Source organism: Pseudoflavonifractor sp. HNCC25GI2 (assembly GCF_058136395.1).
Genome location: NZ_JBYUOW010000002.1, coordinates 341,374 through 364,611 on the forward strand (window position 1 = coordinate 341,374; position 23,238 = coordinate 364,611).

General features: G+C 60.4%; 22 protein-coding genes. 10 read left to right on the top strand and 12 right to left on the bottom strand.

The features are described from left to right. Positions 1 to 50: 50 nt before the first annotated feature. Positions 51 to 476, bottom strand: coding sequence for a hypothetical protein (locus tag AC3YUO_RS04150; protein ID WP_489961786.1), 426 nt, complete (start codon positions 474 to 476; stop codon positions 51 to 53). Between the two features lie 204 nt (positions 477 to 680). Between AC3YUO_RS04150 and AC3YUO_RS04155 the strand changes: the two genes are divergently transcribed. Then, the gene (locus AC3YUO_RS04155; RefSeq protein ID WP_489961787.1) at positions 681 to 1,556 is read left to right on the top strand and encodes a prephenate dehydrogenase; all 876 of its coding nucleotides are present in this window, start codon (positions 681 to 683) and stop codon (positions 1,554 to 1,556) included. 170 nt (positions 1,557 to 1,726) lie between these two features. Here AC3YUO_RS04155 and AC3YUO_RS04160 read toward each other — a convergent pair whose 3' ends face one another. Then, positions 1,727 to 2,032: a hypothetical protein gene (locus AC3YUO_RS04160; protein WP_489961788.1), complete on the bottom strand. Its 306-nt coding sequence runs from the start codon at positions 2,030 to 2,032 to the stop codon at positions 1,727 to 1,729. Between the two features lie 732 nt (positions 2,033 to 2,764). On the opposite strand from AC3YUO_RS04160, the gene AC3YUO_RS04165 reads away from it, so the two are divergent. The 7 genes from AC3YUO_RS04165 (at position 2,765) to AC3YUO_RS04195 (ending at position 9,470) form a co-directional block, all read left to right on the top strand. Continuing rightward, positions 2,765 to 3,946 (top strand): cation diffusion facilitator family transporter, encoded by a 1,182-nt coding sequence (locus AC3YUO_RS04165; RefSeq protein WP_489961789.1) that lies wholly within the window; start codon positions 2,765 to 2,767, stop codon positions 3,944 to 3,946. A gap of 96 nt (positions 3,947 to 4,042) precedes the next feature. Further along, the gene (locus AC3YUO_RS04170) at positions 4,043 to 4,735 is read left to right on the top strand and encodes a response regulator transcription factor (RefSeq protein ID WP_118641805.1); all 693 of its coding nucleotides are present in this window, start codon (positions 4,043 to 4,045) and stop codon (positions 4,733 to 4,735) included. 272 nt (positions 4,736 to 5,007) lie between these two features. After that, positions 5,008 to 6,444 (top strand): ATP-binding protein, encoded by a 1,437-nt coding sequence (locus AC3YUO_RS04175; protein ID WP_489961790.1) that lies wholly within the window; start codon positions 5,008 to 5,010, stop codon positions 6,442 to 6,444. Between the two features lie 155 nt (positions 6,445 to 6,599). Then, positions 6,600 to 7,856, top strand: coding sequence for a S1C family serine protease (locus AC3YUO_RS04180; RefSeq protein WP_489961791.1), 1,257 nt, complete (start codon positions 6,600 to 6,602; stop codon positions 7,854 to 7,856). Then, a complete protein-coding gene (locus AC3YUO_RS04185) occupies positions 7,853 to 8,338 on the top strand; it encodes an NUDIX hydrolase (RefSeq protein ID WP_489961792.1) in 486 nt (161 codons plus the stop codon). The genes AC3YUO_RS04180 and AC3YUO_RS04185 overlap by 4 nt, the downstream gene beginning before the upstream one ends. After that, on the top strand, positions 8,335 to 9,231 hold the full coding sequence (locus AC3YUO_RS04190; protein ID WP_489961793.1) for an aldose 1-epimerase family protein: 897 nt from the start codon (positions 8,335 to 8,337) through the stop codon (positions 9,229 to 9,231). Before AC3YUO_RS04185 ends, AC3YUO_RS04190 begins: the two co-directional genes overlap by 4 nt. Then, complete coding sequence (locus AC3YUO_RS04195; RefSeq protein ID WP_118641810.1) at positions 9,228 to 9,470, top strand: hypothetical protein; 243 nt, start codon at positions 9,228 to 9,230, stop codon at positions 9,468 to 9,470. The genes AC3YUO_RS04190 and AC3YUO_RS04195 overlap by 4 nt, the downstream gene beginning before the upstream one ends. Positions 9,471 to 9,548: 78 nt before the next feature. Here AC3YUO_RS04195 and AC3YUO_RS04200 read toward each other — a convergent pair whose 3' ends face one another. From AC3YUO_RS04200 to AC3YUO_RS04235, 8 genes are all read right to left on the bottom strand, one after another. Continuing rightward, positions 9,549 to 10,652 carry an LCP family protein gene (locus AC3YUO_RS04200; RefSeq protein WP_489961794.1) on the bottom strand — a complete coding sequence of 368 codons (1,104 nt, stop codon included), beginning with the start codon at positions 10,650 to 10,652 and terminating at the stop codon, positions 9,549 to 9,551. Positions 10,653 to 10,833: 181 nt separating this feature from the next. Then, positions 10,834 to 12,276 (bottom strand): hypothetical protein, encoded by a 1,443-nt coding sequence (locus AC3YUO_RS04205; RefSeq protein WP_489961795.1) that lies wholly within the window; start codon positions 12,274 to 12,276, stop codon positions 10,834 to 10,836. After that, entirely contained in the window at positions 12,273 to 12,746 is a 474-nt protein-coding gene (locus AC3YUO_RS04210) for an RNA polymerase sigma factor (RefSeq protein WP_489961796.1), read from the bottom strand. Before AC3YUO_RS04210 ends, AC3YUO_RS04205 begins: the two co-directional genes overlap by 4 nt. 100 nt (positions 12,747 to 12,846) lie before the next feature. After that, positions 12,847 to 13,050 (bottom strand): helix-turn-helix domain-containing protein, encoded by a 204-nt coding sequence (locus AC3YUO_RS04215; RefSeq protein ID WP_489961797.1) that lies wholly within the window; start codon positions 13,048 to 13,050, stop codon positions 12,847 to 12,849. A gap of 344 nt (positions 13,051 to 13,394) precedes the next feature. After that, entirely contained in the window at positions 13,395 to 14,408 is a 1,014-nt protein-coding gene (locus tag AC3YUO_RS04220; protein ID WP_489961798.1) for an alpha-hydroxy-acid oxidizing protein, read from the bottom strand. Positions 14,409 to 14,748: 340 nt separating this feature from the next. Beyond that, a complete protein-coding gene (locus AC3YUO_RS04225) occupies positions 14,749 to 16,440 on the bottom strand; it encodes a Na/Pi cotransporter family protein (protein ID WP_489961799.1) in 1,692 nt (563 codons plus the stop codon). A gap of 299 nt (positions 16,441 to 16,739) precedes the next feature. Next, entirely contained in the window at positions 16,740 to 18,338 is a 1,599-nt protein-coding gene (locus AC3YUO_RS04230; protein WP_489961800.1) for an ABC-F family ATP-binding cassette domain-containing protein, read from the bottom strand. Positions 18,339 to 18,518: 180 nt separating this feature from the next. Beyond that, the gene (locus AC3YUO_RS04235; RefSeq protein ID WP_489961801.1) at positions 18,519 to 19,406 is read right to left on the bottom strand and encodes a LysR family transcriptional regulator; all 888 of its coding nucleotides are present in this window, start codon (positions 19,404 to 19,406) and stop codon (positions 18,519 to 18,521) included. A gap of 102 nt (positions 19,407 to 19,508) precedes the next feature. Here AC3YUO_RS04235 and AC3YUO_RS04240 point away from each other — a divergent pair, with 102 nt between their 5' ends. Then, entirely contained in the window at positions 19,509 to 20,531 is a 1,023-nt protein-coding gene (locus AC3YUO_RS04240) for a YeiH family protein (RefSeq protein WP_489961802.1), read from the top strand. A 58-nt stretch (positions 20,532 to 20,589) separates the two neighbouring features. Here the strand turns inward: AC3YUO_RS04240 and AC3YUO_RS04245 are convergent, their stop codons facing one another. Together AC3YUO_RS04245 and AC3YUO_RS04250 are read right to left on the bottom strand one after the other, a co-directional pair. Continuing rightward, the gene (locus AC3YUO_RS04245) at positions 20,590 to 21,960 is read right to left on the bottom strand and encodes an MATE family efflux transporter (RefSeq protein WP_489961803.1); all 1,371 of its coding nucleotides are present in this window, start codon (positions 21,958 to 21,960) and stop codon (positions 20,590 to 20,592) included. Further along, positions 21,953 to 22,381 (bottom strand): MarR family winged helix-turn-helix transcriptional regulator, encoded by a 429-nt coding sequence (locus tag AC3YUO_RS04250; RefSeq protein ID WP_489961804.1) that lies wholly within the window; start codon positions 22,379 to 22,381, stop codon positions 21,953 to 21,955. The genes AC3YUO_RS04245 and AC3YUO_RS04250 overlap by 8 nt, the downstream gene beginning before the upstream one ends. A 184-nt stretch (positions 22,382 to 22,565) precedes the next feature. Here AC3YUO_RS04250 and AC3YUO_RS04255 point away from each other — a divergent pair, with 184 nt between their 5' ends. Continuing rightward, positions 22,566 to 23,189, top strand: a complete 624-nt coding sequence (locus tag AC3YUO_RS04255; protein ID WP_489961805.1) for a class I SAM-dependent DNA methyltransferase — start codon at positions 22,566 to 22,568, stop codon at positions 23,187 to 23,189. Positions 23,190 to 23,238: the final 49 nt, after the last annotated feature.

Here is a 23,238-nt window from a genome sequence, read left to right on the forward strand (position 1 = left end):
TTAACTAAAAAGGAAGGGCGTTCTATTTAGAACGCCCTTCCTTTTACGCTTTATAAAGACATTATAAACGCCGTATAGTAGTAGGTTTCTCCCTCAGCATTTTGTTGGGAATATGCATACTGCGTGTTGTACCATGATACGGTGTTTCCTGTCCAAGTGAAAAAATTGCATCCAGTATTATCGGGCATAGCGGTCGAAGAGCCTTCATCTTTTAGGCCGGAAAAAATAATTGTATATTTTCCATTGATAATAAAAAATGCTGGTCTAGACGAAAATGTTAATTTATTTGGATTGGTTTTCCCATAGTTTCCCGTTCCCACATAACTGCCAGATAAAACCGTTATACCCGATAAACCTTTTAATGCAGCAAGCGCTGTCTCCAGCTTCTCATTATCCCGATTAAACTCCTCCCTTAAGACCACATCCTCCGCCGCCCATTGATTGAGCCCATAATTCTCTGTCTGTCCGCTTGCCATGTTGCATCCTCCTTTACAAATTGGGCTTTCACCCCTGGTGGGCATTGGGCCAAAGGAGGATATCTGCATACAGATATTGGAAATTACGTTGCAACTATCTCATTTCCCGGGAAAGGGCGGCGTCCTGTCCCTTGACTTTAACACCCAAATGTGTTAAAGTGTCCGACAGCAGCTCCCCACAGGGAGCAAATCGGAGGGACAGCTATGAGCAAGCACATCGTCATTGTAGGACTGGGACTCATTGGGGGCTCCATGGCCCGGGCGCTGGAGGGCTTTCCCGGCTACGACCGCATCGGTGTGGACGTAAGCGAGCCCACCCTGCGCTACGCGGTGGAAAACGGCGTGGTGGACCGGGTGGAGGCGGACCCGGTGCGGGCACTGGGGGAGGGCGACCTGGTCTTTTTGTGCATGCACCCCCGGGGCATTGTGTCCTTCCTGGAGAAGCACCGGGACCACTTCAAGCCCGGCGCCATGGTCACCGACGTGTGCGGCATCAAGGGGGCCATTCTGGAGGCTGCCAAGGTGCTGCCGGACACGGTGTCCTTTGTGGGCGGGCACCCCATGGCGGGTCTCGAGACCTCGGGCATCCAGCACTCCCTGCCCAACATGTTCCACAAGGCCCACTACATTCTCACCCCCAACGGCCAGTCCAGCCCGGAGCACATCGCCCTCATGGAGCAGGTGGCCCGGCATATAGGCTGTGCCGACGTGGTGAAGACTACCCCGGAGCAGCACGACGCCATCATCGCCTACACCAGCCAGATGATGCACATCATCGCCGTGGCGGTGTGTGACGATGAGAACCTGTTTCAGTACCAGGGCTTTGAGGGGGACTCCTTCCGGGGCTGCACCCGGGTGGCGGCGCTGGACGTGCCGCTGTGGACGCAGCTCTTTTCCATGAACCGCCCGGCTCTGTGCGCCGCTCTGGAGCATCTGGAGGACCACCTGCGCCAGTACCGCCAGGCCATCGAGGTGGGGGACTGCGATGCCCTCTCGGAGAAGCTGGCTTTCTCCGCCGCCCGCAAGCGGAAGATGAACCGTCTGGAGCGGGAGAGCGGCGCGGTGGGCCGCAACGGATAACAGCAAGGGGCCCCGGCATCTGGCCGGGGCCCCTTTGCTTGTGTGTGTTGTAAAGGAGAGGGAGAAATGGGAGATATCGTTTTATCTTCTGGGTACGGTACTATCATAACCAAGAAACTTTGCGGAATCGTGTCCCGTTCGTGAACGATTTGTGAATTTTCAGCTTATTTTCACACAAAGAGCCCCGGCCTTGGCCGGGGCTCTTTGCTGTGTGTGTTGTAAAAGAGAGGGAGAAATGGGAGATATTGTTCTTTACTTCCTGGGTACGGTATTATGATACCCAAGAATTTTTGCGGAATCATGTCTTCTTCTTGAACGTTTTGTGAACTTCTCATTCCGGTGGACACAAAAAGCCCCGGCACGGGGCCGGGGCTCTCTGCTGTGTGTGTTGTTGTAAAGGAGAGGGAGAAATGGGAGATATCGTTTGCACTTTCTGAGTACGATGTTAGGATACCCGAGAATTTTTGCAGAATCATGTCTTCTCTTTGAACGTTCTGTGAATTCCTCCTTCAAATTGCGACAAAAGGCCCCGGCGCGGGGCCGGGGCCTTCTGCTGTGTGTGTTGTTGTAAAGGAGAGGGAGAAATGGGAGGTATTGTTCGTTGCTTCCTGGGTACGATGTTAGGATACCTGAGAATTTTTGCAAAATCATGTCTTCCTCTTGAACGTTTTGTGAATTCCCTTCTCTAACTGCGACAAAGGACCCCGGCACGGAGCCGGGGTCCTCTGCTGTGTGTGTTGTTGTAAAGGAGAGGGAGAAATGGGAGATATCGTTCTGTACTTCCTGGGTACAATGATAGCATAGTCAATAAAAATTGCAAAATCGTGTCCACTTCGTGAACTTTTTGTGAACTTCATCCCCCGGTTTTGACCGATGCGGGAAAACGGCTCATTTACGAGGTTCTTTCAGTCTTCCACGGTTGTAAACGCAAGAAAAGGGCTCCGGCAAACCGTCGGAGCCCTTTTCTTGTGTGTGTAAAAAGAGAGGGGAAAAAGGAGATTATCTTGAAAGGCTGGGTACAAGTGTATGGTAAAGCAGAAAGGTTTCCATTTCATGACACCGGTGTTAATTTTTTGTTAACAGGCGGCGATCCCTCCGCGTCACACACTGTCTTTCCCTTGACGTTCGACCTCCCAAATGGGATAATATTTCTATGCGTTTTTCGCCGGGTTCGGCCGCTGAATTTTCGGAACCGAGGTGCATTCGATTTGATTCGACTGCTGATTCACGCCTGTCTGAAGGACGGCAATCCAAACTCACCCGCAGTCCGCCGCCGCTGCGGCACGGTAGCGGGCGGCATAGGCATTGGGCTCAACGCCCTGCTGTTTCTCAGCAAAATCATCGCCGGTCTGGCCACTGCCTCTGTGGCTATGGTGGCCGACGGCATCAACAACCTATCTGACGCCGCCTCATCGGTGGTCACCCTCATTGGCTTCCGCCTGGCAGGGCAGGAGGCGGACGCGGAACACCCCTTCGGCCACGGACGCATGGAGTACGTCACCGGCCTTATTGTGGCGCTGGCCATTCTGCTCATGGGCATCGAGGTGGGCAAGTCGGCGGTAGACGCCCTGCTCCACCCCCAGCCCGTCCAGGCCAGCACCCTGTCCCTGATCATCCTGGCGGCGGCCATCGCCGTCAAGCTGTGGATGTTCTTCTTCAACCGTGCCCTGGGCCGTGCCATCGGCTCCCAGGCCATGGAGGCCACCGCCGCCGACTCCCTGTCCGACGTGGCCTCCACCTCGGTGGTGCTGCTGTCCGCCCTGCTCAGCGGCCGGGTGAACTTCCCCATCGACGGTCTCGCTGGTCTGGCGGTGGCCCTGCTCATCTTGAAAACGGGCTGGGAAGCCGCCCGTGAGACGCTGGATCCCCTGCTGGGCCGGCCCATGGACCCGGACCTGGCGGAGGACATTGACGAGCTGGTCATGTCCCACGACAACATTCTGGGCATCCACGACCTGGTGTACCACGACTACGGCCCCGGCCGTGCCATGATGTCCTTCCACGCGGAGGTGCCCGCCGATGGAAACTTCCTGGAGCTGCATGACCTCATCGACCACATTGAACGGGAGCTGAAGGCCAAGCACCACATTGAAGCGGTCATCCACATGGACCCGGTGGTGTGCGACGAGCGCACCTCCCAGCTGCGGGAGCAGGTGGCGGCTCTGGCCCGGGAGATCGACCCCGCCCTTACCATCCACGACTTCCGCATCACTCCCGGTCCCAGCCACACCAATTTAATCTTTGATGTGCTGGTGCCCTACGGCTTCCGGCTCACGGACGGTCAGGTGCGATCCCAGCTGGGCCAGCGGGTCAAAGAGCTCTCGGACCGGTACTATCCGGTCATTCAGGTGGACCGCTCCTATGTGGAGAACCGGGTAGCGGGTAAATAAGGAGCTGCCCGGCGGTAATTTACAAAAAATTCACCCAAGCAAAGAGTTTGGCGTTATAATAGATCTAAGGATTCCATACAGAAACGGGGGATTACTGTGCCCAAAAAGGTATTGATCGTGGAAGACGATGGAAACATAGCGGAGCTGCTCCATCTCTACCTGGAGAAGGAGGGCTTTGAGACCAAGGTGGCCAAGGACGGCGGCAAGGGCGTGGAGTATTTCCGCTCCTTCCAGCCGGACCTGGTGTTGCTGGATATCATGCTGCCGGTGATGGACGGCTGGACAGTCCTGAAAAAGATCCGGGAAAACGACAAGACGCCCGTCATCATGCTCACCGCCAAGGGCGAGACGGAGGACAAGGTCACCGGCCTGGAGGGGGGCGCGGACGATTACATCGTCAAGCCCTTCGAGATGAAGGAGGTCCTGGCCCGTATTCATGCGGTCATGCGCCGCACCGGCGTGGAGGAGGAGCAGGGGGAGAAGAAGCTGTCCTTTGACAAGCTGGTCATCAACCTGGACTCCTACGAGCTGCTGGTGGACGGGCAGCGGGTGGACACGCCTCCCAAGGAGCTGGAGCTTTTGTACCACCTGGCCTCGGCGCCCAACCGGGTCTTTACCCGCAACCAGCTGCTGGACGAGGTGTGGGGCTTTGACTACTTCGGCGACAGCCGCACGGTGGACGTGCACATCAAGCGCCTGCGGGAAAAGCTGGAGGGCGTCAGCGACCAATGGCGGTTAAAGACCGTCTGGGGCGTGGGCTATAAGTTTGAAGTGGGCACCGCCGGCTGACCTCCCCTGTCGCTGACGCCCTCCCATTCCCCGTTATCCCGGCGCGCGGCCCAGCAAGGCGGGCGCGGGCCGGAGAGGAGCCGCAGCAGAATGAGCGACCGTTCGCCTTTGGCGGACGGGAGGGATATGACGCTTGCGGCGACGAAGCGACCAGTGGCGTCTGAAGATCGTCTGGGGCGTAGGCTATAAGTTTGAAGTGGGCACCGCCGGCTAAGCCCACCCTCCCACATTCGGAATCCACCTCCTGAACGGAAAATCGAGGTGAATGAACCATGAAATCTCTTTACAAACGGCAGCTTGCCATGATGGTAGGCGTAATGGTGCTGTCCTTCACGCTGCTCTCCACAGCCTTCATGCTGTTGTCCTACCGCTATATTATCTCGGAAAAGCGGGAGTCCATGGAGCGCAATGCGGGCTACATCGCCAACTTCACTGCCTCCAACTACCAGTTGTTTCTCAATGTGCGCAACGAGCTCTACCAGAGCTACGTGGCCTCCATCGCCCTGATCTCCGACTCCTATGTGATCATGGCCAACCCCGATGGCAGTATTATTTACGCCACGGACGGCGTAAACTTCTATGACTACAAAGACACCGTCATTCCTTCCTCCGTGGTGGAGCAGGTGCTGGACAAGGGCTCTTACACCGGAATCACCAGCCTGGACGGCATCTATCCGGAGCGGCGGTATGTAGCCGGTCTGCCCATCACCTCCACGCTGGGCAACGTAACGGTGGCCCAGGGGCTGGTGCTGGTTTCGGCGGATACCTCCAGCCTGTCGGAGATGTGGGCGGCCACGGCCACCATATTCTTCTTCTCCGCGGTGGTGGTGCTGCTCATCGCGGTCATTGCCAGTACCATTACCTCCGCCCACCAGGCCAGGCCGCTGAATGAGATGGCGGAGGCCGCCCGAAAATTCGGACGGGGCGAGTTTGACGTGCGGGTCACCAGCTACAAGGGGCGGTGCGACGAGATTGGCACGCTTGCGGAGGCCTTCAACTCCATGGCCAACTCCCTGCAAAAGGTGGAGACCCAGCGATCGGAATTTATCGCAAATGTCTCCCATGAGCTGAAAACACCCATGACCACCATTTCGGGCTTTGCCGAGGGCATTTTGGACGGCACCATTCCGCCGGAGCGGGAACGGGAATTTTTACAGATTATCGTCTCGGAGACCCGCCGTCTGAGTCGGCTGGTGCGGAAGATGCTGGATCTCAGCCGGCTTAACGCCCTGGCAGAGGATTCCATCACCGCCCAGGAGCAGTTTGATCTGACGGAAATCATGTCCCAGGTGCTCATCAGCCTGGAGAGCAAAATCACCCAGCGCAATCTGGACGTGGACGTGCAGATGCCCGAGGATAAGCTGATGGTGTGGGGCGACCCGGATTCCATCACCCAGGTGTGCTATAACCTGCTGGATAACGCGGCCAAGTTTGCCACCCCCGGCACCGCCATCACCATTCAGATCACCAAGAAGGACGGGAAGGCCTATACCAGCGTCAGCAACCTGGGCGCCACCATCCCGGCCGACGAACTGCCCCTTCTCTTCGAGCGGTTCCACAAGGCGGATTACTCCCGCTCCATGGACCGGGACGGCGTGGGCCTTGGCCTGTATATTGTCAAAACTATTCTGGGCAATCTAAAGGAAAACATCACGGTGAGCAGTGAAGACGGCGTCACCAAATTTACCTTCACCCTCACGCTGGCCTGAGAACGCACACGTTTGTGTGATGTTTTCTTTGGTCCCCGCCGGGAATCTCCCGGCGGGACCAAACATTACTGTTTCCAGTGAAGACGGTGTCACCAGGTTTACCTTGGCGTAATTACCCCCAAGCTTTCATACTCCTCACGAAAAGAGGTGTCTCTTTGGACCATCGAACCGACGATCTTTGGCAGGGCGGCCCCTGGGAGCAGCCCGCGCCCGACTTTACGCCGCCGCCGGCGGTCTTTATTCCCCCCGTCTCCCGCTCCCGGCCCAAGCTGGCCACCCGGCGGCGCCGCCGTCGCTGGCCGGCCTTTGTTGGGCTGACTTCCCTGATTCTGGCCATCTGCCTGTCGGTGGCTGTCCTGGGCTGGATGGACCAGCCCCTTCCCTCTTTTGCCCCTCCGGGCGGCTCCTCAGGGGAGCAAACCCGTCAGGAGGAGCACAGCACCGAGCCCCCCTCCATTCCCCGTTCCGAGACCGGCACCGGGGTAACGGTGGAGCTGCGGGACGCGGGGAACACCCCTCTAAGCTACCGGGAGATTTATGAGAAGAACGCCCCTTCCATCGTCTCCATTGAGGCGACGACCTCCTATGAGTACAGCACCGGCACCGGGGTGGTGCTCACCCAGGACGGCTACATCGTCACCAACGCCCATGTGGTGGCGGGGGCTGACAGCGTCAACGTGGCCTTTTCCGACAACCAGGTCCTGCCCGCCAGCCTGGTGGGCTTTGACGCGGAGGAAGACCTGGCGGTGCTGAAGGTGGACGCCCAGGGCCTCACCCCGGCGGAGTTCGGTGACTCCTCGCAGCTCCATGTGGGGGACCCGGTGGCCGCCATCGGCGACCCGCTGGGCTACCGCTCCACCATCACCGACGGCATCATCTCCTCCCTGGACCGGGAGGTGGATGTGGAGGGCGTCACCATGGTGCTCATCCAGACCAGTGCCGCCATCAACTTCGGCAACTCCGGCGGCGCTCTCATCAACCAGTACGGCCAGGTGGTGGGCATCACCACCATCAAGATTGTCACCGATGACGGCTCGGCGGAGTCTCTGGGCTTTGCCATTCCCTCCCGCCGGGTCAAATATGTGGTGGACTCCCTGATTGCCGGGGAAGAGGTGGGAACCGGCGTCTTTGGCTTCACCGTGTCCACCAAGGCGCTGGACGGCGGCGGGCTGGAGATTATATCGGTGGACAAAGCCAGCGATGCCGCTGCCAAGGGCATTCAGGCGGGGGACATTATTCTGGCCGCTAACGGCCAGACCGTCACCACCACTCAGGACCTGGCCCGGCTCAAGCTGTCCATGGGGCCCGGCGACCTCATTACCCTCACCATCCGGCGCGGGGAGGAGACCTTCACCGTAGAGGTGGCCCTGGTGGACGAATCCCTCATTGACCAAGGAGGGCTGCTGGGATGATCAACACCACTCTGTGCTACATCCAGCGGGGCGAGGACTATCTGATGCTCCACCGGGTTAAGAAGCAGAACGACCTGAACCAGGACAAGTGGATCGGGGTAGGGGGGAAGTTCGAGGACAAAGAGAGCCCGGAGGACTGCCTTCTGCGGGAAGTGCGGGAGGAAACCGGCCTCACTCTCACCTCCTACCGCTACCGGGGCATTGTCACCTTTGTCTCCGACCGCTGGCCCACGGAATATATGCACCTGTTCACCGCCGACGGCTGGACGGGGACGCTGAAGGAGTGCGACGAGGGCGTGCTGGAATGGCTGCCCCGCCGCCGCCTGTTGGAGCTGCCCCACTGGGAGGGGGACGCCATCTTCCTGGACCTCATCGCCCGGGAGGACACTCCCTTCTTCTCCCTAAAGCTGTGCTACGAGGGGGAAACCCTCACCCAGGCGGTGCTCAACGGCACCTTTCTGAAAGGAGGCCCCAATTCATGACTGTAACCTTGCAGAACGGCCGCCTGCGGGCGGAAATTGACACCCTGGGCGCCCAGCTCACCTCCGTGCAGGACGTCCACGGCACCGAGTACATCTGGCAGGCCGATCCCGCGGTGTGGGGGCGGCACGCCCCCAACCTCTTTCCCTTTATCGGGCGTCTGAAGGACGGGCAGTACACCCTGGGCGGGGAGACATATGCGATTTCCGCCCATGGCTTTGCCCGGGACTCGGAGTTTACCGTGGCGGAGCAGAGTGACACCTCTGTCTCCTTCCGTCTCACGGACAGCGAGGCCACCCGGAAGGTCTATCCCTTCCCCTTTGTCCTCACCATTACCTACGCACTGGAGGATAACCGCCTTTTGAAGGCCTGCACCGTGGAGAACCCCTCGGCCCGGGAGCTTTTCTATGAGTTCGGCGGCCACGACGGCTACCGGGCCCCACTGGAGCCGGGGGAAGCCATGGCGGACTACTCCATCCGCCTCCAGGGCGCGGAGACACTGGAGCCCTACGGCATGGACCCCACGGGCCTGCTCACCCCCAAGGAGGCCTCCTTCCCCCTGGAGGAGGGCCGGATTGCCCTAACCCCCTCCGTCTACCACCTGGACACCGTGATTGTGGACAACCTGCCCCAGCGCCGGGCCAGTCTGGTGGACAAGGCGGGCCGGGAGCGGGTGCGGGTGGACTTCCCCGACTTCCCCTACCTGGGTCTTTGGACCCCGGACAAGCCCTTTGACACGGGCTTTGTGTGCATCGAGCCCTGGTCCTCTCTCCCGGACGCCCACTTTGTGGGCCGGGGCCTGGAGGACAAGGAGGGGGTGCGCCGTCTGTCCCCCGGCGGACAGGAGACCCTGCGCTATACCGTCACATTTTTTGAGAGGAGCGAGAACGCATGAAGCCTGAGTACGCCAATACCTTCGGCATCCGGAAGGTGTCCGACAAGGAGGGAGAGGTTCTGGAGGTCACCCTGGACATCTCCTACAAATACATGGAAAACGCCGTCACCTTCACCTCCAAGGGGATGGAGAATGTGTCCACCCCCGCCGCCGAGCAGGTGGCCTCCATCGTCATGAACCGGCAGAGCGCCATTTCCCTGCGCAATCTGCTCATTCAGACCCTGGGCGTGGAGAACTGACCGTCCACTGATAAAACCAATGAAAACGCCCCATCCCGTCTGGGATGGGGCGTTTTGTTTTCTGTTCCGGCCGGTTTCTCAGTCCGGCACCATCAGGTGGAGATCCTCTTCGGTCAAAGGCTCGTTGTAGGGATTGACCTGCTCGTTTAGGACGGGCAGAATATCCTCCGCCTCATAGACAAAGCAGTAGCGGTAGCCCTTGCAGGTGGCGTTTCCGTCCCCTTCCAGGGTGCCCTGGGTCACACCGGTGGCCATATCCACCTGGAGGGCCTGAGTGGCGAAGTAGGCCATATCGGTGGCAGAGAGGTCCGTCTTCACATACTTGTTGAAGATGTCAAGGAAGGACATGACTTTGGGCACCGAGTTCCAGGAGATCACCTTCTTGGCCAGCTGCATCAGCACCTGCCGCTGCATTTCGCCTCGCTGTACGTCGCTGTACCACATATTGGCGTGGTAGTTGGGGCTGCTCTCGTTGTCGTGGCGGTAGCGCACCACCTCCATGGCCTCCTGGCCATTGAGGGTCTGGGTACCCTTTTTAAAGTGGATGTGCAGGTTCTGATAGGGGTCGTCGTAGTTCATATCCAGGGGGATATTGACCTCCACGCCGCCCAGCTCGTCCACCAGGGCCACGAAGCCCTCCAGATCTACCAGAATATAGTAATCGATGGGGATGCCGAAGGTGTGTTCAATTTCCTCCTTCAGCACATCCGCCCCCGCGCCGTAGAAGGCGCCGTTGATCTTGGGATTGCTGCGCCAGGTGCGCTCCACGGCGGTGTCCCGGGGGATGGAGATCATACCCACCTTCTGGTTGGGCACGTCGTAGCTGACCACGGTAATGGAGTCGGTGTTGCCGCTGCCCACATCCTTGCCCAGCAGGACAAAGTTATAGACACCGTCCCGGCGCTGCCTGCCCTGTACCTCCTGGCTGTCATCCACATTGACCACGGGTCCGGTCTGACCGCCCTGATTTCCGGTCTGGGGAATCTCCGGGGGACGGATGAGGGCACTGGCCCCCACATAGACCGCCACAATCAGGGCGGACACCACCACCAGGAATTTATAGAAGGCCCAAAAGACCGCCTTGGGTCCTGAACGCCTCCGCGGCCGCTTGGATGCCTTGGGCCGCTGTGCCGGCTGGGGCCTGCGCTGGGGCGCGCGGCCCTCCCGCCGGGACACATTCATATATCGCTCTTCCAGAGTCTCTCACTCCTACTTGCTGTTTCCGGTTCAACTGGTTTCGATTGTTCTCCGGGCACCGGCATTCTATACCCCGCCCAGAGCGTGTCTTTTTTTAGTATATCGGCTTCGACCGGTTTCGGCAAGAGGGACAACCTTCTATTCATGAAAATTTAAAATTTACCAGTCAGGCTTTGGGGAGCGTGGGCTCCACCAGGGACCACATCTCCTCCACGGAGAGCCCCTTGGCGTCATACTGCACCAGGGTGTTGTCCGGGTGGAGAACGGAAAAACTTATCCGCACTCCGTCGGTGTCCCCGGCGTCCTCCACGGTGTAGGCCCGGGCGGCCACCAGCTCCCGGCTCATGTCCTCCGCCCGAAACACCGGATTGTCCACCGTCTCCCGGTACTCCTCGGGCACGCTGTCCGCCCGGGGGACGGGATAGAGGCGCACGTCGTAGGTCTCCGGCTTATCCGTATCCACCACGTTGCCCCACACCGTCTCCCCCTCGGGCAGGTATATCATCATGGTCACATCGTCATAGCCCCGGCTCCACCGCAGGTACAGCGTGTGCTCCAGGCCCTCCTGATAGGTCATGCGGCCATAGAACTCCCCATAACCGGCCAGGTTCTCCTCCGGCAGCCAGGGGACAAAGTCGGCCTCTTGACGGGCAGCCTCCAGGGAGGCAAACTCCTTCTCCCGCCACTCCGGCACGTCCTCCGCCGTCAGCAGGTGGTCCAGGGTAAAGCCCCCGTCCGTGGACAGGGCCTGGTTCACCAGCAGGGCGTTGAAGATCTGGGCCTTTCCCGCTCCGTCCTCTTCCCCAAAGAGGGACCCCCGGTTTTCAAACCGGACGCCCACGTCCCCGGCCATAAACTCGCTGCAGCACACCGTGGTGCCGTTCTCCTCCTGGCTCCAGCCGGTGACGGGGACGCCAAAGACCTCCGTGGTCTCCAAATCGGAGTAGAGCCCGCAGTTGAAGGGCAGCTCTCCCGGGCGGAGGGTGAGGGTAAAGGAACTGCCCGCCTCCTTATGCTCTCCCCACAGGTTCACCCACAGCAGATTGCCGCCGTGGTCATAGAGGGCCGTTCCCGTCAGGGTGTAGCCCTCCCAGAACAGCATCCAGGGCAGGTTCTCTGTGGTTCCCCCGGCGCTGCCGCTCTCCGTTGTTTCCTCCGTTCCCCAAAAGATGGTGCAGATGTCCTCCCAGGTCAGGTCCCGGGTAAAGGAGCCCTCCGTCATCCACCGGGCCGGGGCACCGTCCATCTCCAGCTGTCCTTCCACACTCTGGTAGTTGATGTAGGGAATGCAAGGCAGCATCCAGGTCTCGCCCTCTGACCCCTCCACCAAAAAGCCCTCCTCCGGCTCCTCCTCTCCGGGGCCGTAGTGGTCCTTGATGCCCGGGTACAGGGCATCGGAGGCCGTCTGGGGCTCCTCTGCCGGGGCGGTGAGCCGCCATACCCCCAGGCCCAGCACCAGGGCGCAGCAGGCCGCCAGCGCCCCCCAGCACTTCCAGGGACGGGGGTTGGACCCCCGCCGGGCGGGCGGCTGCTCCCCCAGCTCCAGCAGCTTGCGGTGTCCTTCCGGGGACATCTGCTGCCGTTCCATATACTCTTTGTAGTATTTCATGAAAATTCTCCTTCCAGCAGTCGCTTCAGCCTGCCCCGGGCCCGGAACAGCCGGGCCCGAATGGTCCCCGGCCGCTGGCCCAGCAGCTGCGCAATCTCCCCGGTGGAGTACCCCTGGTAGTAGTGCAGATGGATGACCGCCCGGTCCTCGGGGGACAGGGCGTACAGCTCCTCCAGCTCCTCCCGTTCCTCCTCCTGAGGGGCGGGGAGGGTGTCGGGCAGGGGCCCCACCCGCCGCCAGCTCAGGCGCAGGCGGCTCTTGCAGCCGTTGACCAGCACCCGCATGAGCCATGCGCCGGGGTGCTCCAGATCCTCCGGGGCCTTCTCCAAAAACTTCAAAAAGGCGTCCTGCACGGCGTCCTCCGCCTCCTGGGGGTCTCCCAGGATGGCCAGGGCGGCCCGGTACAGGACCTGCTCATGGTCTGTGACCAGAGCCTCCCAATCCACCGGCCGGTTGGATTTCGGAGCCATGGTGCCACCTCCTTCCTCTCTGTCTATTAGACGTATGAGGGCGCTGAGTTGCTGCATGGGTGGGAAAATTTTAAAAAACGGAGGGCACCGCGCCCTCCGCTCATCTCTGGTCGCTTCTTCCCACCAGATAATCCAGACTGACGTGATAAAACTCACACAGCTGAATCAGGATATCAATGGGCACCAGAATCTTTCCCAGCTCATATTTGGAATAGGTCGTCTGCTTGACGCCCAAAAACTCCGCCACCTGGGTCTGTGTCAGGTCATTATCCTCCCGCAGGTCGCGAATTCTTCTGAATTGCATAGCCATCACCCGCATTTATTCTACAATAGTCTTTATATGACTATTGACTTTTAGTCATTTTACGACTATCATGTTTTATGAGGTGATACGATGCAGCAAAATTGCTATTTTTACTCCAGCATATGCGGTAACTGTGACCACTTCCGCCTTCATTACATCTGGGACGGCAGCCGTTTTATCCCCACAGGGGTGGGGCATTGTGTCTACCCCAGGCTGAAGGATCGGTTTATCGGGCAAAGCTGCCGCAACTGGCGTCCCCAACCTCATGCGGGAAATAAACCGGAAACTCCCTAAACAAAAACGCGGGGAGGCCGTTGCCTCCCCGCGTTTCATTTCCTCAAAAATCAGAAAATCATGTCCCGGCTGATCTCCTTCAGGCTGTGCACGCCGCACATGGCCATGGTGTCCTGGAGCTCACCCTTCAGCTTATCAGTGAGCAGCTTGACGCCCTCGGCTCCGCCGCCGTACACGGCGGTGACATAGGGCCGGGCCAGGATGCAGGCGTCGGCGCCCAGCGCCAGGGCCTTGCACACGTCCACGCCGGAGCGGATGCCGCCGTCCACCATGACCACCATCTGCCCCTTCACCGCGTCGGCGATGGCGGGGAGCACAGCGGCGGTGGAGGGCACGCCGTCCTGGACGCGGCCGCCGTGGTTGGACACCACGATGCCGGCGGCGCCGGCCTCCAAAGCCTTCTTGGCGCCCTTGACGGTCATGACGCCCTTGATGATAAAGGGCACACCGGCGTACTCAATGACCTCCCGGAGCTCAGCCACGGTTTTGGACCCGGCAGGAGGATTGAGGCCCTTCAGGAAGGGCAGACCGGCAGCGTCAATGTCCATGGCGAACACCTTGGCGCCGGAGGCCTTGGCGGCGTCCAGCTTGGCAAAGAGGGTATCCCTGTCCCAGGGCTTGACGGTGGGAATGCCCTTGCCGCCGTTGCGGCCGATGGCCTTGGAGGCGGCGTCAAAGACAGCGGGGTCGGTGCCGTCGCCGGTGAAGGCGGCGATGCCCACCTGGGCGCAGGCGTCCACCAGAATCTCGTTGTACTCCATGTCGGTAAACTTGTCCCCGTAGTGGAGCTTCACCGCACCCACCGGTCCGGCAAAGACAGGCAGGTCATAGTTCTGGCCGAAGAAGGAGTAGGTGGTATCCACCGGTCCGTTTTCGCAGATGGTGTCCATATTGAGGCACACGTTCTGCCAGGCCTCATAGTTGCGGATGGCCACGGTGCCGCTGCCCTTGGCGCCGGGGCCGGGCATGGTGCTGCCGCAGGCCCGGCCGTTGCACACGGGGCAGGCCTTGCAGTAGGGGCCGCTGCAGGTGCGGGCGGCCTGAAGAACTTCCTGATACGTCATGGGAAAATCCCCTCCTTATACTCTTTACAAATCATACTCTCCCCACCCTTTTTCGTCAAGGGAGGGCAGAAAAAAGCGCCCTGGTAGACGCTGGGGCTTATCAAAAAGCCCTCCTGCAAGGAGTTCCGCCGTCCGCAGGCGGCGGAATAAATCTTAAAGCCGTCATTTCCGGCGACATGCGCGTCGGAAATGACACTTCTCGCGCAGGATGGGCCGACTTTTCCGTAAGGAATCGAGGCCTATCCTGCGTGCAATCCTTCTCGAAAAAGTGGCTGTGCCACTTTTTCGAAAGCAAAAGCGCCCTCGGATGAGGGCGCTTTGCGTCTGTGAAACCCGTGGCTTACAGGCCGGTCTGGGCCTTGGTCAGCTCCTGGGCGATGTTCAGCACGTGGTCGCCGATACGCTCGAAGTCGGTGAGCAGCTCGGAGTAGAGGATACAGGCCTCCTCGTTGCACACGCCCTCTTTCATCCGCTCCAGCTGGCTGCGGCGGAACTGGGCGGTCATGTCGTCGATGCGCTGCTCCATCTGGGCCACGTCCATGAGCCAGTCGGGCTGTCCGGCCTGGTGGTAGAGCAGGGAGGAGATAGCCTCCAGACAGATGTCCCGCATCTGACGGATCTCGCCCTGGGCCACCTCGGAGAACTCAATCTGCTTGGCGGTGAGCAGGCGGGTGTAGCCGGCCAGGTTGTCGGCGTGGTCGCCGATACGCTCGATGTTGCCGGAGATGGTGAAGAAGCTGCTGACCACCGCAGAGCCCTGCTCGTTGGTCTCGATGGAGATGAGGTGGGAGACGTAGCGGGAGATCTCCCGGTTGAGGAAGTCAATATACTCCTCCCGCTCCTCCACCTGGGTGAGCTGATTCTCATCCCGGGCCAGCACAGCCTCAAAGCTGTCGGAGACGTTGTCCCGGGCCATGGAGAGCATGCGGTTGAGCTCATGGCGCAGCTGGTCGATGACGATGGCGGACACACCCAGGCCGCCCTCCTTGCCGGTGGAGCCGATGGGGGTGAGGTAGGCCAGGGTCATGGCGCCCTCCTCCGCCTCGGGCTCAGGCTGCTCGGGCAGGATGCGCACGGCCAGCTTGGCCAGGTAGTTGCCCAGGGGCAGCAGCAGGATGGTGGTGACAATGTTGAAGGTGGTGTGGGTCAGAGCGATCTGGCCGGCGGGGGTGCCGGGCACCAAGCCGCTGATGGCCGCGCCCAGCTGCCCGGGCAGGACCAGGGAGCCGTCAATGACGCTGGCGATGGGGAACAGCAGGAACAGCGTGGTAAAGATAATGGTACCGATGATGTTGAACATCAGGTGGATGATGGTGGCCCGCTTGGCGTTGCGGTTGGTGCCGATGGAGGCCAGCACGGCGGTGATACAGGTACCGATGTTCTGGCCGAACAGCACAAACACCGAGCTGGAATAGGCGATAATGCCGGAGTTGGCCAGGGCCTGAAGGATACCCACCGAAGCCGAGGAGGACTGGATGACGGCGGTAAACAGGGCGCCGGCCAGAATTCCCAGCACGGGGTTGGAGAAGTTGGACATGATGTTGATGAAGGCCTCGGATTCCCGCAGGGGCACCATGGAGGAGCTCATCATGTCCATGCCGATGAACAGTACACCCAGACCGGTGAGGATCTGGCCGATGTGCTGGAGCTTAGGCTCCTTGATGAAGACCATGAGCACCACACCGATGAAGGCGATCATGGGGGCCAGGGCGCCCACATCCAATGCGATGAGCAAGCCGGTGACGGTGGTACCGATGTTGGCACCCATGATGATCCAGACCGCCTGGTTCAGGGTCATCATACCCGCGTTGACGAAGCCAACCACCATGACGGTGGTGGCGGAGGAGGACTGAATGACGGCGGTGATAGCCGCGCCCACCAGCACGCCCAAAAAGCGGTTGGCGGTCAGTCGCTCCAGGATCTCTTTCATTTTGCTGCCGGCCGCGGCCTCCAGGCCGGAGCTCATCATCTGCATGCCGTGCAGAAACAGGGCCAAGCCGCCCAGCAATCCCAATATGTCTGTAATTCCCATTTTCCTTTTTCCTCCCGCGCAGCGTGGGAAAGCAAGAAAAAAGACATAGCCCGCACCCAGAATTCCAGGCGCAGGTTATGTCCCGCTTGTCCTACTTTCCTGGGACTGTCGTCCCCAAATATGCTGCGTCATAGCGTTCTTCCTCTTTTATTCTTTCAAATTACTCCAGTTTTATTATAAGGAGGGGGAGAGGGACCGTCAACACTTTTTACCCAGATTTAACACTGTCCTTACACTTCCCCTGAAAGGCGCAAAAAAGCGGCCCAGTGGGGCCGCTTTTTTGTCCATATCGTCCTGTCTCAGGCCTGCTCCTTCTGGGCGGCCAGGTACTCGTCGTAGGAGGTCTTGCGGTCAATGAGCTTGCCGTCGGCGGTAAAGTCAAAGACCCGGTTACACACCGTCTGAATGAGCTGGTGGTCGTGGGAGGCCAGCAGCACGTTGCACTTCACGGCCTCCAGCCCCTTGTTGAGGGCGGCAATGGACTCCAGGTCCAGGTGGTTGGTGGGCTGGTCCAGCATGAGGACGTTGGCGCCGGAGAGCATCATCCGGGAGAGCATGCACCGCACCTTCTCGCCGCCGGAGAGCACCTTCACGGGCTTGTAGACCTCGTCGCCGGAGAAGAGCATCCGGCCCAGGAAGCCCCGGAGGTACTGCTCCTGGGGGTCGGGAGAGAACTGGCGCAGCCACTGCACCAGGTTGTCGTCGTTGTCCTGGAAGTAGGGGGTGTTGTCCTTGGGGAAGTAGGAGAAGGTGGCGGTCTGGCCCCACTTCACGGTGCCCTCGTCGGGCTCCATCTCCCCGGCCAGAATCTTGAAGAGGGCGGTGTGGGCGTTCTCGTTGTCGCCCACGAAGGCGATCTTATCCCCGTGGCCCACGATGAAGGACACCTTGTCCAGCACCTTCACCCCGTCGATGGTCTTGCTGACGTCGGTGACAAAGAGGATGTCCTTGCCCACCTCCCGGTCGGGGGTGAAGCCCACCCAGGGGTAGCGGCGGGAGGAGGCGGGCATCTCCTCCACGGTGAGCTTGTCCAGCAGCTTGCGGCGGGCGGTAGCCTGCTTGGACTTGGACTTGTTGGCGGAGAAGCGGGAGATGAAGTCCTGCAGCTCCTTGATCTTCTCCTCGTTGCGCTTGTTCTGGTTCTTGATGAGCTGCTGCACCAGCTGGGAGGACTCGTACCAGAAGTCGTAGTTGCCCACATACATCTTAATCTTGTTGTAGTCGATGTCCACAATGTGGGTACAGACGGTGTTGAGGAAGTGGCGGTCGTGGCTGACCACGATGACGGTGCCCTCGAAGTCCAGCAGGAAGTCCTCCAGCCAGTTCACCGCGTCGATGTCCAGGTTGTTGGTGGGCTCGTCCATCATCAAAAGGTCGGGATTGCCGAACAGCGCCTGAGCCAGCAGCACCTTCACCTTCAGACGGGCGTCCAGAGTGGCCATGTCGTTGTAGTGCAGCTCGGTGCCGATGCCCAGGCCCTGGAGGATGCGGCTGGCGTCGGACTCGGCCTCCCAGCCGCCCAGCTCAGCGTACTCCTCCTCCAGCTGGCAGGCCAGCATGCCGTCCTCGTCGGTCATCTCCTCTTTGGCGTAGAGGGCCTCCTTCTGCTTTCCGATGTCATAGAGGCGCTGGTTGCCCATGATGACCGTGTCCATGACGTTGTAGGCGTCGTAGGCGTTCTGGTCCTGCTTCAGAACGGACATGCGGATGTTGGGGAGGATGTTCACCTCACCGGTGGAGGGCTCCAGCTGGCCGGAGAGGATTTTCAGAAAGGTGGACTTGCCGGCGCCGTTGGCGCCGATGATGCCGTAGCAGTTGCCCCGCAGAAACTGCAGGTCCACATGGGAAAACAGCGGAGTGCCGCTGTAATTGAGGCTCAGATCGGTGACCGTGATCATAGCTTGTTCTTCGCTCCTTCTTCAAAACCGGTAAATGGTCAAAGTCGTTCGCGTACCATCTTACCACAGCCTTTGGGAAAAAGATAGGCCCTTTTCCCAAGAAAATGTTCCGACTTTTTCGGGATTTCTCCCAAATTCTTGCCGCAATCCGCCAAACACCCCGGTTTTCTCCCGCTCGGCTCAGCCCTCCCCGGCCACCCGGCGGAAAAACGCCTCGCAGGAGCGGCGGGTCATGCTGTTTTTGGGGTAGGCGAAGTACAGGGGCCGCCGGATGGGGAAGCCCTCCGCCTCCAGCCACACCAGCTCCCCCGCCTCCGCCTCCCGCTGGGCCACCTGGCGGTACAGAAAGCTCACCGCCTGGGTACGCTTTAAAATCTCCTTGATCATCTGAAAGCTGCCGCACTCCAGCACCTGGGCAAAGGCCTGGGCCGTCCGTCCCTGCTGAAAGAGGTGATTTTCCAGGATGGCCCGGGTGCCCGAGCCCTTCTCCCGCAGCACCAGGGGATAGGGGAAGAGCTCCTCCAGGGTGCAGGTCCGTCCAGCCAGGGGGTGGCCTGCCCCGGCCACCGGCAAAAAGTCCTCGGTGAGCAGGACGTGGCGGCAGAAATCCTCCCCGCCGAACATCCCCTCAATAAAGGCGCAGTCCAGCTCCCCCCGGGCGCACTTGTCCAGCATCTCCTCCGTGTTGCCCACCTGGAGGCTCAGCCCCCAGCCCCGCTCCCCCAGGTGGGGGCCCAGCAGAGCGGGGAGGTAGTAGTCGGCGATGGACAATGTGGCCCCCACCCGCAGGGTGCGGCTCACGCCCTCCATCTGCTCCAGCATGGAGCGCTCGTTGGCCTGCTGGAGGGTGCCGTACCGCAGCAGCAGCTCCCCCGCCGCCGTCAGCCGCAGCTGGTGTCCGGTGAAGTCGATGAGGCGGCAGCCGTAGTACTCCTCCAGCTTCCGCACGTGCTGGGTGACGGCGGGCTGGGTGATGTGCAGCTCATTGGCGGCCAGGGTGTAGCTCCCCAGCCGTGCCACGGTGAGAAAGGTCTCCAGCTTGCTGTCCAGCATGTCGATTTCCTCCATAACGTTTCGTTATTAAATATAATGTATCATAATTTGATTTTATAGTCAATTCTTGGTACACTGACATCACCAAAACCCGTGTGTGAAAAGGAAGGAATTGTTATGACTGCTGTAAAATCCCTCCCCGGACTGCTGCCCGGCTTCGCCGCCGCCCTGGCCATTGCCGCCGTGGCCAAGCTGGTGGAAGACCTGCTGCCCATCCCCCTCATCGGCGCTTCGGTCATCGCCCTGTTTTTGGGCATGATTCTGAACCAGATTCGCCAGCCGGGCGCCAAGATGGCCCCGGGCCTGAAGTTCACCTCCAAGAAGATTCTCAAGTTCGCCATCATCCTGCTGGGTGCCTCCCTGAGCATGGGCACGGTGCTGCACATCGGCCGGTTGTCCCTGACGGTGATGCTCTTCACCCTGCTCACCTGCTTCGGCGGCGGCTACTTCGTGGGCAAGGCCCTGGGCCTCAACTGGCGGTTGTCCAACATGATTTCCGCCGGCACCGGCATCTGCGGCGGCTCCGCCATCGCCGCCATGGCCCCGGTCATTGACGCCGAGGACACCGACATCGCCTACGCCATGTCCGCCACCTTCCTCTTCGACATGGTGATGATTGTCCTCTTTCCCATTATGGGCCGGGCCATGGGCCTGTCCGATGTAGCCTACGGCCTGTGGGCCGGTACCGCAGTGAACGACACCTCCAGCGTGGTGGCGGCGGGCTACGCCTTCTCTGAGGCCGCCGGCGACTTTGCCACCATGGTCAAGCTCACCCGCACCCTGTCCATCATCCCCACCGTGCTGGTGTTCAGCGTCATCGCCCTCCGGGAGCGCCGGGCCGCCGGAGTGGGGGAGGACAATGAGCGGGTCCACCTCACCACCATCTTCCCCTGGTTCATCCTGGGCTTCCTGGCCATGGCCGGTCTCAACAGCCTGGGGCTGTTCCCCGCCGTGTTCTCCGAGAGCATGAAGGAGCTGAGCAAGTTCCTCATGGTGGCTGCCCTGGCCGCCATCGGCATGAACACCGATTTTAGACAGATGCGCAAGTCGGGCATCAACCCCATGATTCACGGCTTCATCATCTCCCTGCTGGTGGTCATTGTGGCCATCGCCGTGGAGTGCGCCATCGGCCTGGTGTAACATCCAATCACAAAAAGGGCCCCCGGACAGCTTGTCCGGGGGCCCTTTTCTGTTTGATTCAGTTCACCATGTCGGCCACGCTGCTGCGCATCCACTTGCCGCTTTTCACCCGCAGCAGGGAGACGGAAGCGCCGATGGCCCAGCCGGCGGGGATAGACCACCAGATGGAGTTGGCTCCCAGGGGGGTGAGGTAGGCCAGGACGTAGGCGATGGCCACCCGGGAAAAGAGGTTGGCCATGGAGCTGAGGGTAAAGGCCCCCATGTCGCCGGCGCCCCGGAGCATGCCGTTGGGCACAAAGAGCATGCCCATGAGGATGTAGAAGACGGACACGGTGTGCATGTAGGCAAGGCCGTAGCCCAACGCGCCGGAGGTGTCCCCCGGATCCAGGAACAGGGACAGCAGCTGGTTTCCGAAGAGGAAAATAATGATGGTAATGAGCAGGGAGAAGACCACCACCATGAAGATGCAGGCCTTCAGGCCCTCCTTCACCCGGTCGTACTTGCCCGCGCCGATGTTCTGGGCGGTGTAGCTGGACATGGCGTTGGAGAAGTTCATGTTGGGCAGCATGGCCAGGGTGTCGATCTTGGTGGCGGCGGTGTAGCCGGCCACCAGCACCTTGCCGTAGGAGTTGACCAGGCCCTGCATAAGCATCATGGACAGGGAGACCAGGGACTGCTGGAGCATGGAGGGCAGGCCAATCTGGGCAATGCGCCGCACAGCCAGGGAGTGGAAGAGGGGGATTTTCTTCCCCTCCATCTCCTTTTCGCAGGGCATCCGCTTCATCCGCCGGAACATCACCACCAGGGAGGCCACCGCGCACATACCCTGGGCAATGAGGGTAGCCCAGGCCACCCCCGCCACCCCCATGTCAAACCGGATGACAAAGAGGAGGTCCAGCACGATGTTGGTGAGGCTGGAGATCATTAGAAAGACCAGGGGGGTGCGGCTGTCGCCCTGGGCGTTGTAGATGCCGTTGAGGGTGTTGTAGAGGAAGAGGAACACCGCCCCGCCGAAGTAGATGCGCAGATAGAGCTGGGAATCGGCCATAATATCCGGGTCGGTGCCCAGCAGCTGGAGCAGAGGCCCGGCCAGCAGGGTACCCAGGCCCATGATAATGAGGCCCAGCACGCTCAGGGAAATGATGGCGGTGGAGATGGTGGATTTCATCTCATGGATGCGCTTGGCACCGAAGAGCTGGGACACCACCACGTTGCAGCCCATGGACAGTCCGGAGGCCACGGCCACCGACAAAAACACGATGGGGAAGGAGGAGCCCACCGCCGCCACGGCGTCCTCGCCCACAAACTTGCCCACCACCGCGGTGTCCACCATGTTGTAAAGCTGCTGAAACAGATTGCCCGCCACCATGGGCAGGGCAAAGAAAAAGAGCAGCGGAAGGGGCTTCCCCTCCGTCATATTCTTAACCATTTTGTTCCTCCCTCTTAAACTTCACCACATTCTCGGTAATCCGGGTCAAAAAGGCGTCGTACTCCGCCCGCTCCTCCGGCGAGAAGCTCTGGTAGCAGATGCGGTTCCACTCCTGGAGCGCCGTCTCAATGGCCTGAAACACGTCCTCCCCCGCCGGGGTGAGGGAGACCAGCTTCTCCCGGCGGCACCGGTCGGGCACCACCCGTTCCACCAGGCCCCGCTCCTCCAGCCGGGCCACCGCCCGGGCCACGGCGCCCTTGTCCAGCACCACCCGCTTGGCGATGTCCTCCTGGCACATGCGGCCCTCCCGGGCCGCCAGCCGCAGCACCATGCCATCCACCGTCTGCAGGCCCAGGGCCCCCAGCTTGTCCCGCAGGTACTGCCGCTCCACCCGCCGGTAAATCTCAATCCGGTCCTGCACGGCACCCGCCTCCTTTGTTGTCATTTGCAACTGTTGCATTTTACAACAGTTTCCCGAAAAAGTCCAGCCTGTTTTCCTTCTTTTTTCAAAAGGGGCCTTCTTCCGGTGGTAAAGTGAGAAAAAAGGAGGTATAATGAAACAAATCCGGCCTCAGAGCCGACATGCAGGGAAAGGACGTGCAAGTATGATTACCCCCCAGGACTTCTGGAACCAGCGTTCCCGCACCTATGACCAGTCGTCTGGCTCCCAATATGCCGCGGCCTATGACAAGACGGTGGCCAATACCCTCAAGTACCTCAAGCCGGAGGACAACGTGCTGGAGTTTGCCTGTGGCACCGGCATCGTCACCCTCCAGGTGGCCCCCCATGTGGCCCATCTGCGGGCCATCGACATCTCCGACCAGATGGCCTCCAAGGCGGCGGCCAAGGTGGAGGCGGCGGGTCTTTCCAACACTCTGGTCACCAACACCGACCTCTTTGACCCCTGCCTGGAGGAGGGGAGCTTTGACGCGGTGCTGGCCTACAACGTGCTGTGCTATGTGGACAACCCCCAGCAGGTCCTCTCCCGCATCCGCTCCCTGCTGAAGCCCGGCGGGCTGTTCCTCTCGGCCACCGACTGCCTTGGGGAGCAAATTACCAAGGTGGGCATCAAGAAGTTCTGGAAGAGCCACACCGGATCCATGCCCTATGTGGCCTTCTACTCCATGAAGAAGCTGGAGGAGGAGATTGCCCGGAACGGCTTCACTGTCCTGGAGCGGGAGAACCTGTTCCCCGCTCCCCCCAATCTGTTCGTAGCTGCCCGGGCCTGACCTCTTTTAAGCCGTCCCAGGCACATCTTACATCCCCACCCCCGAAAGG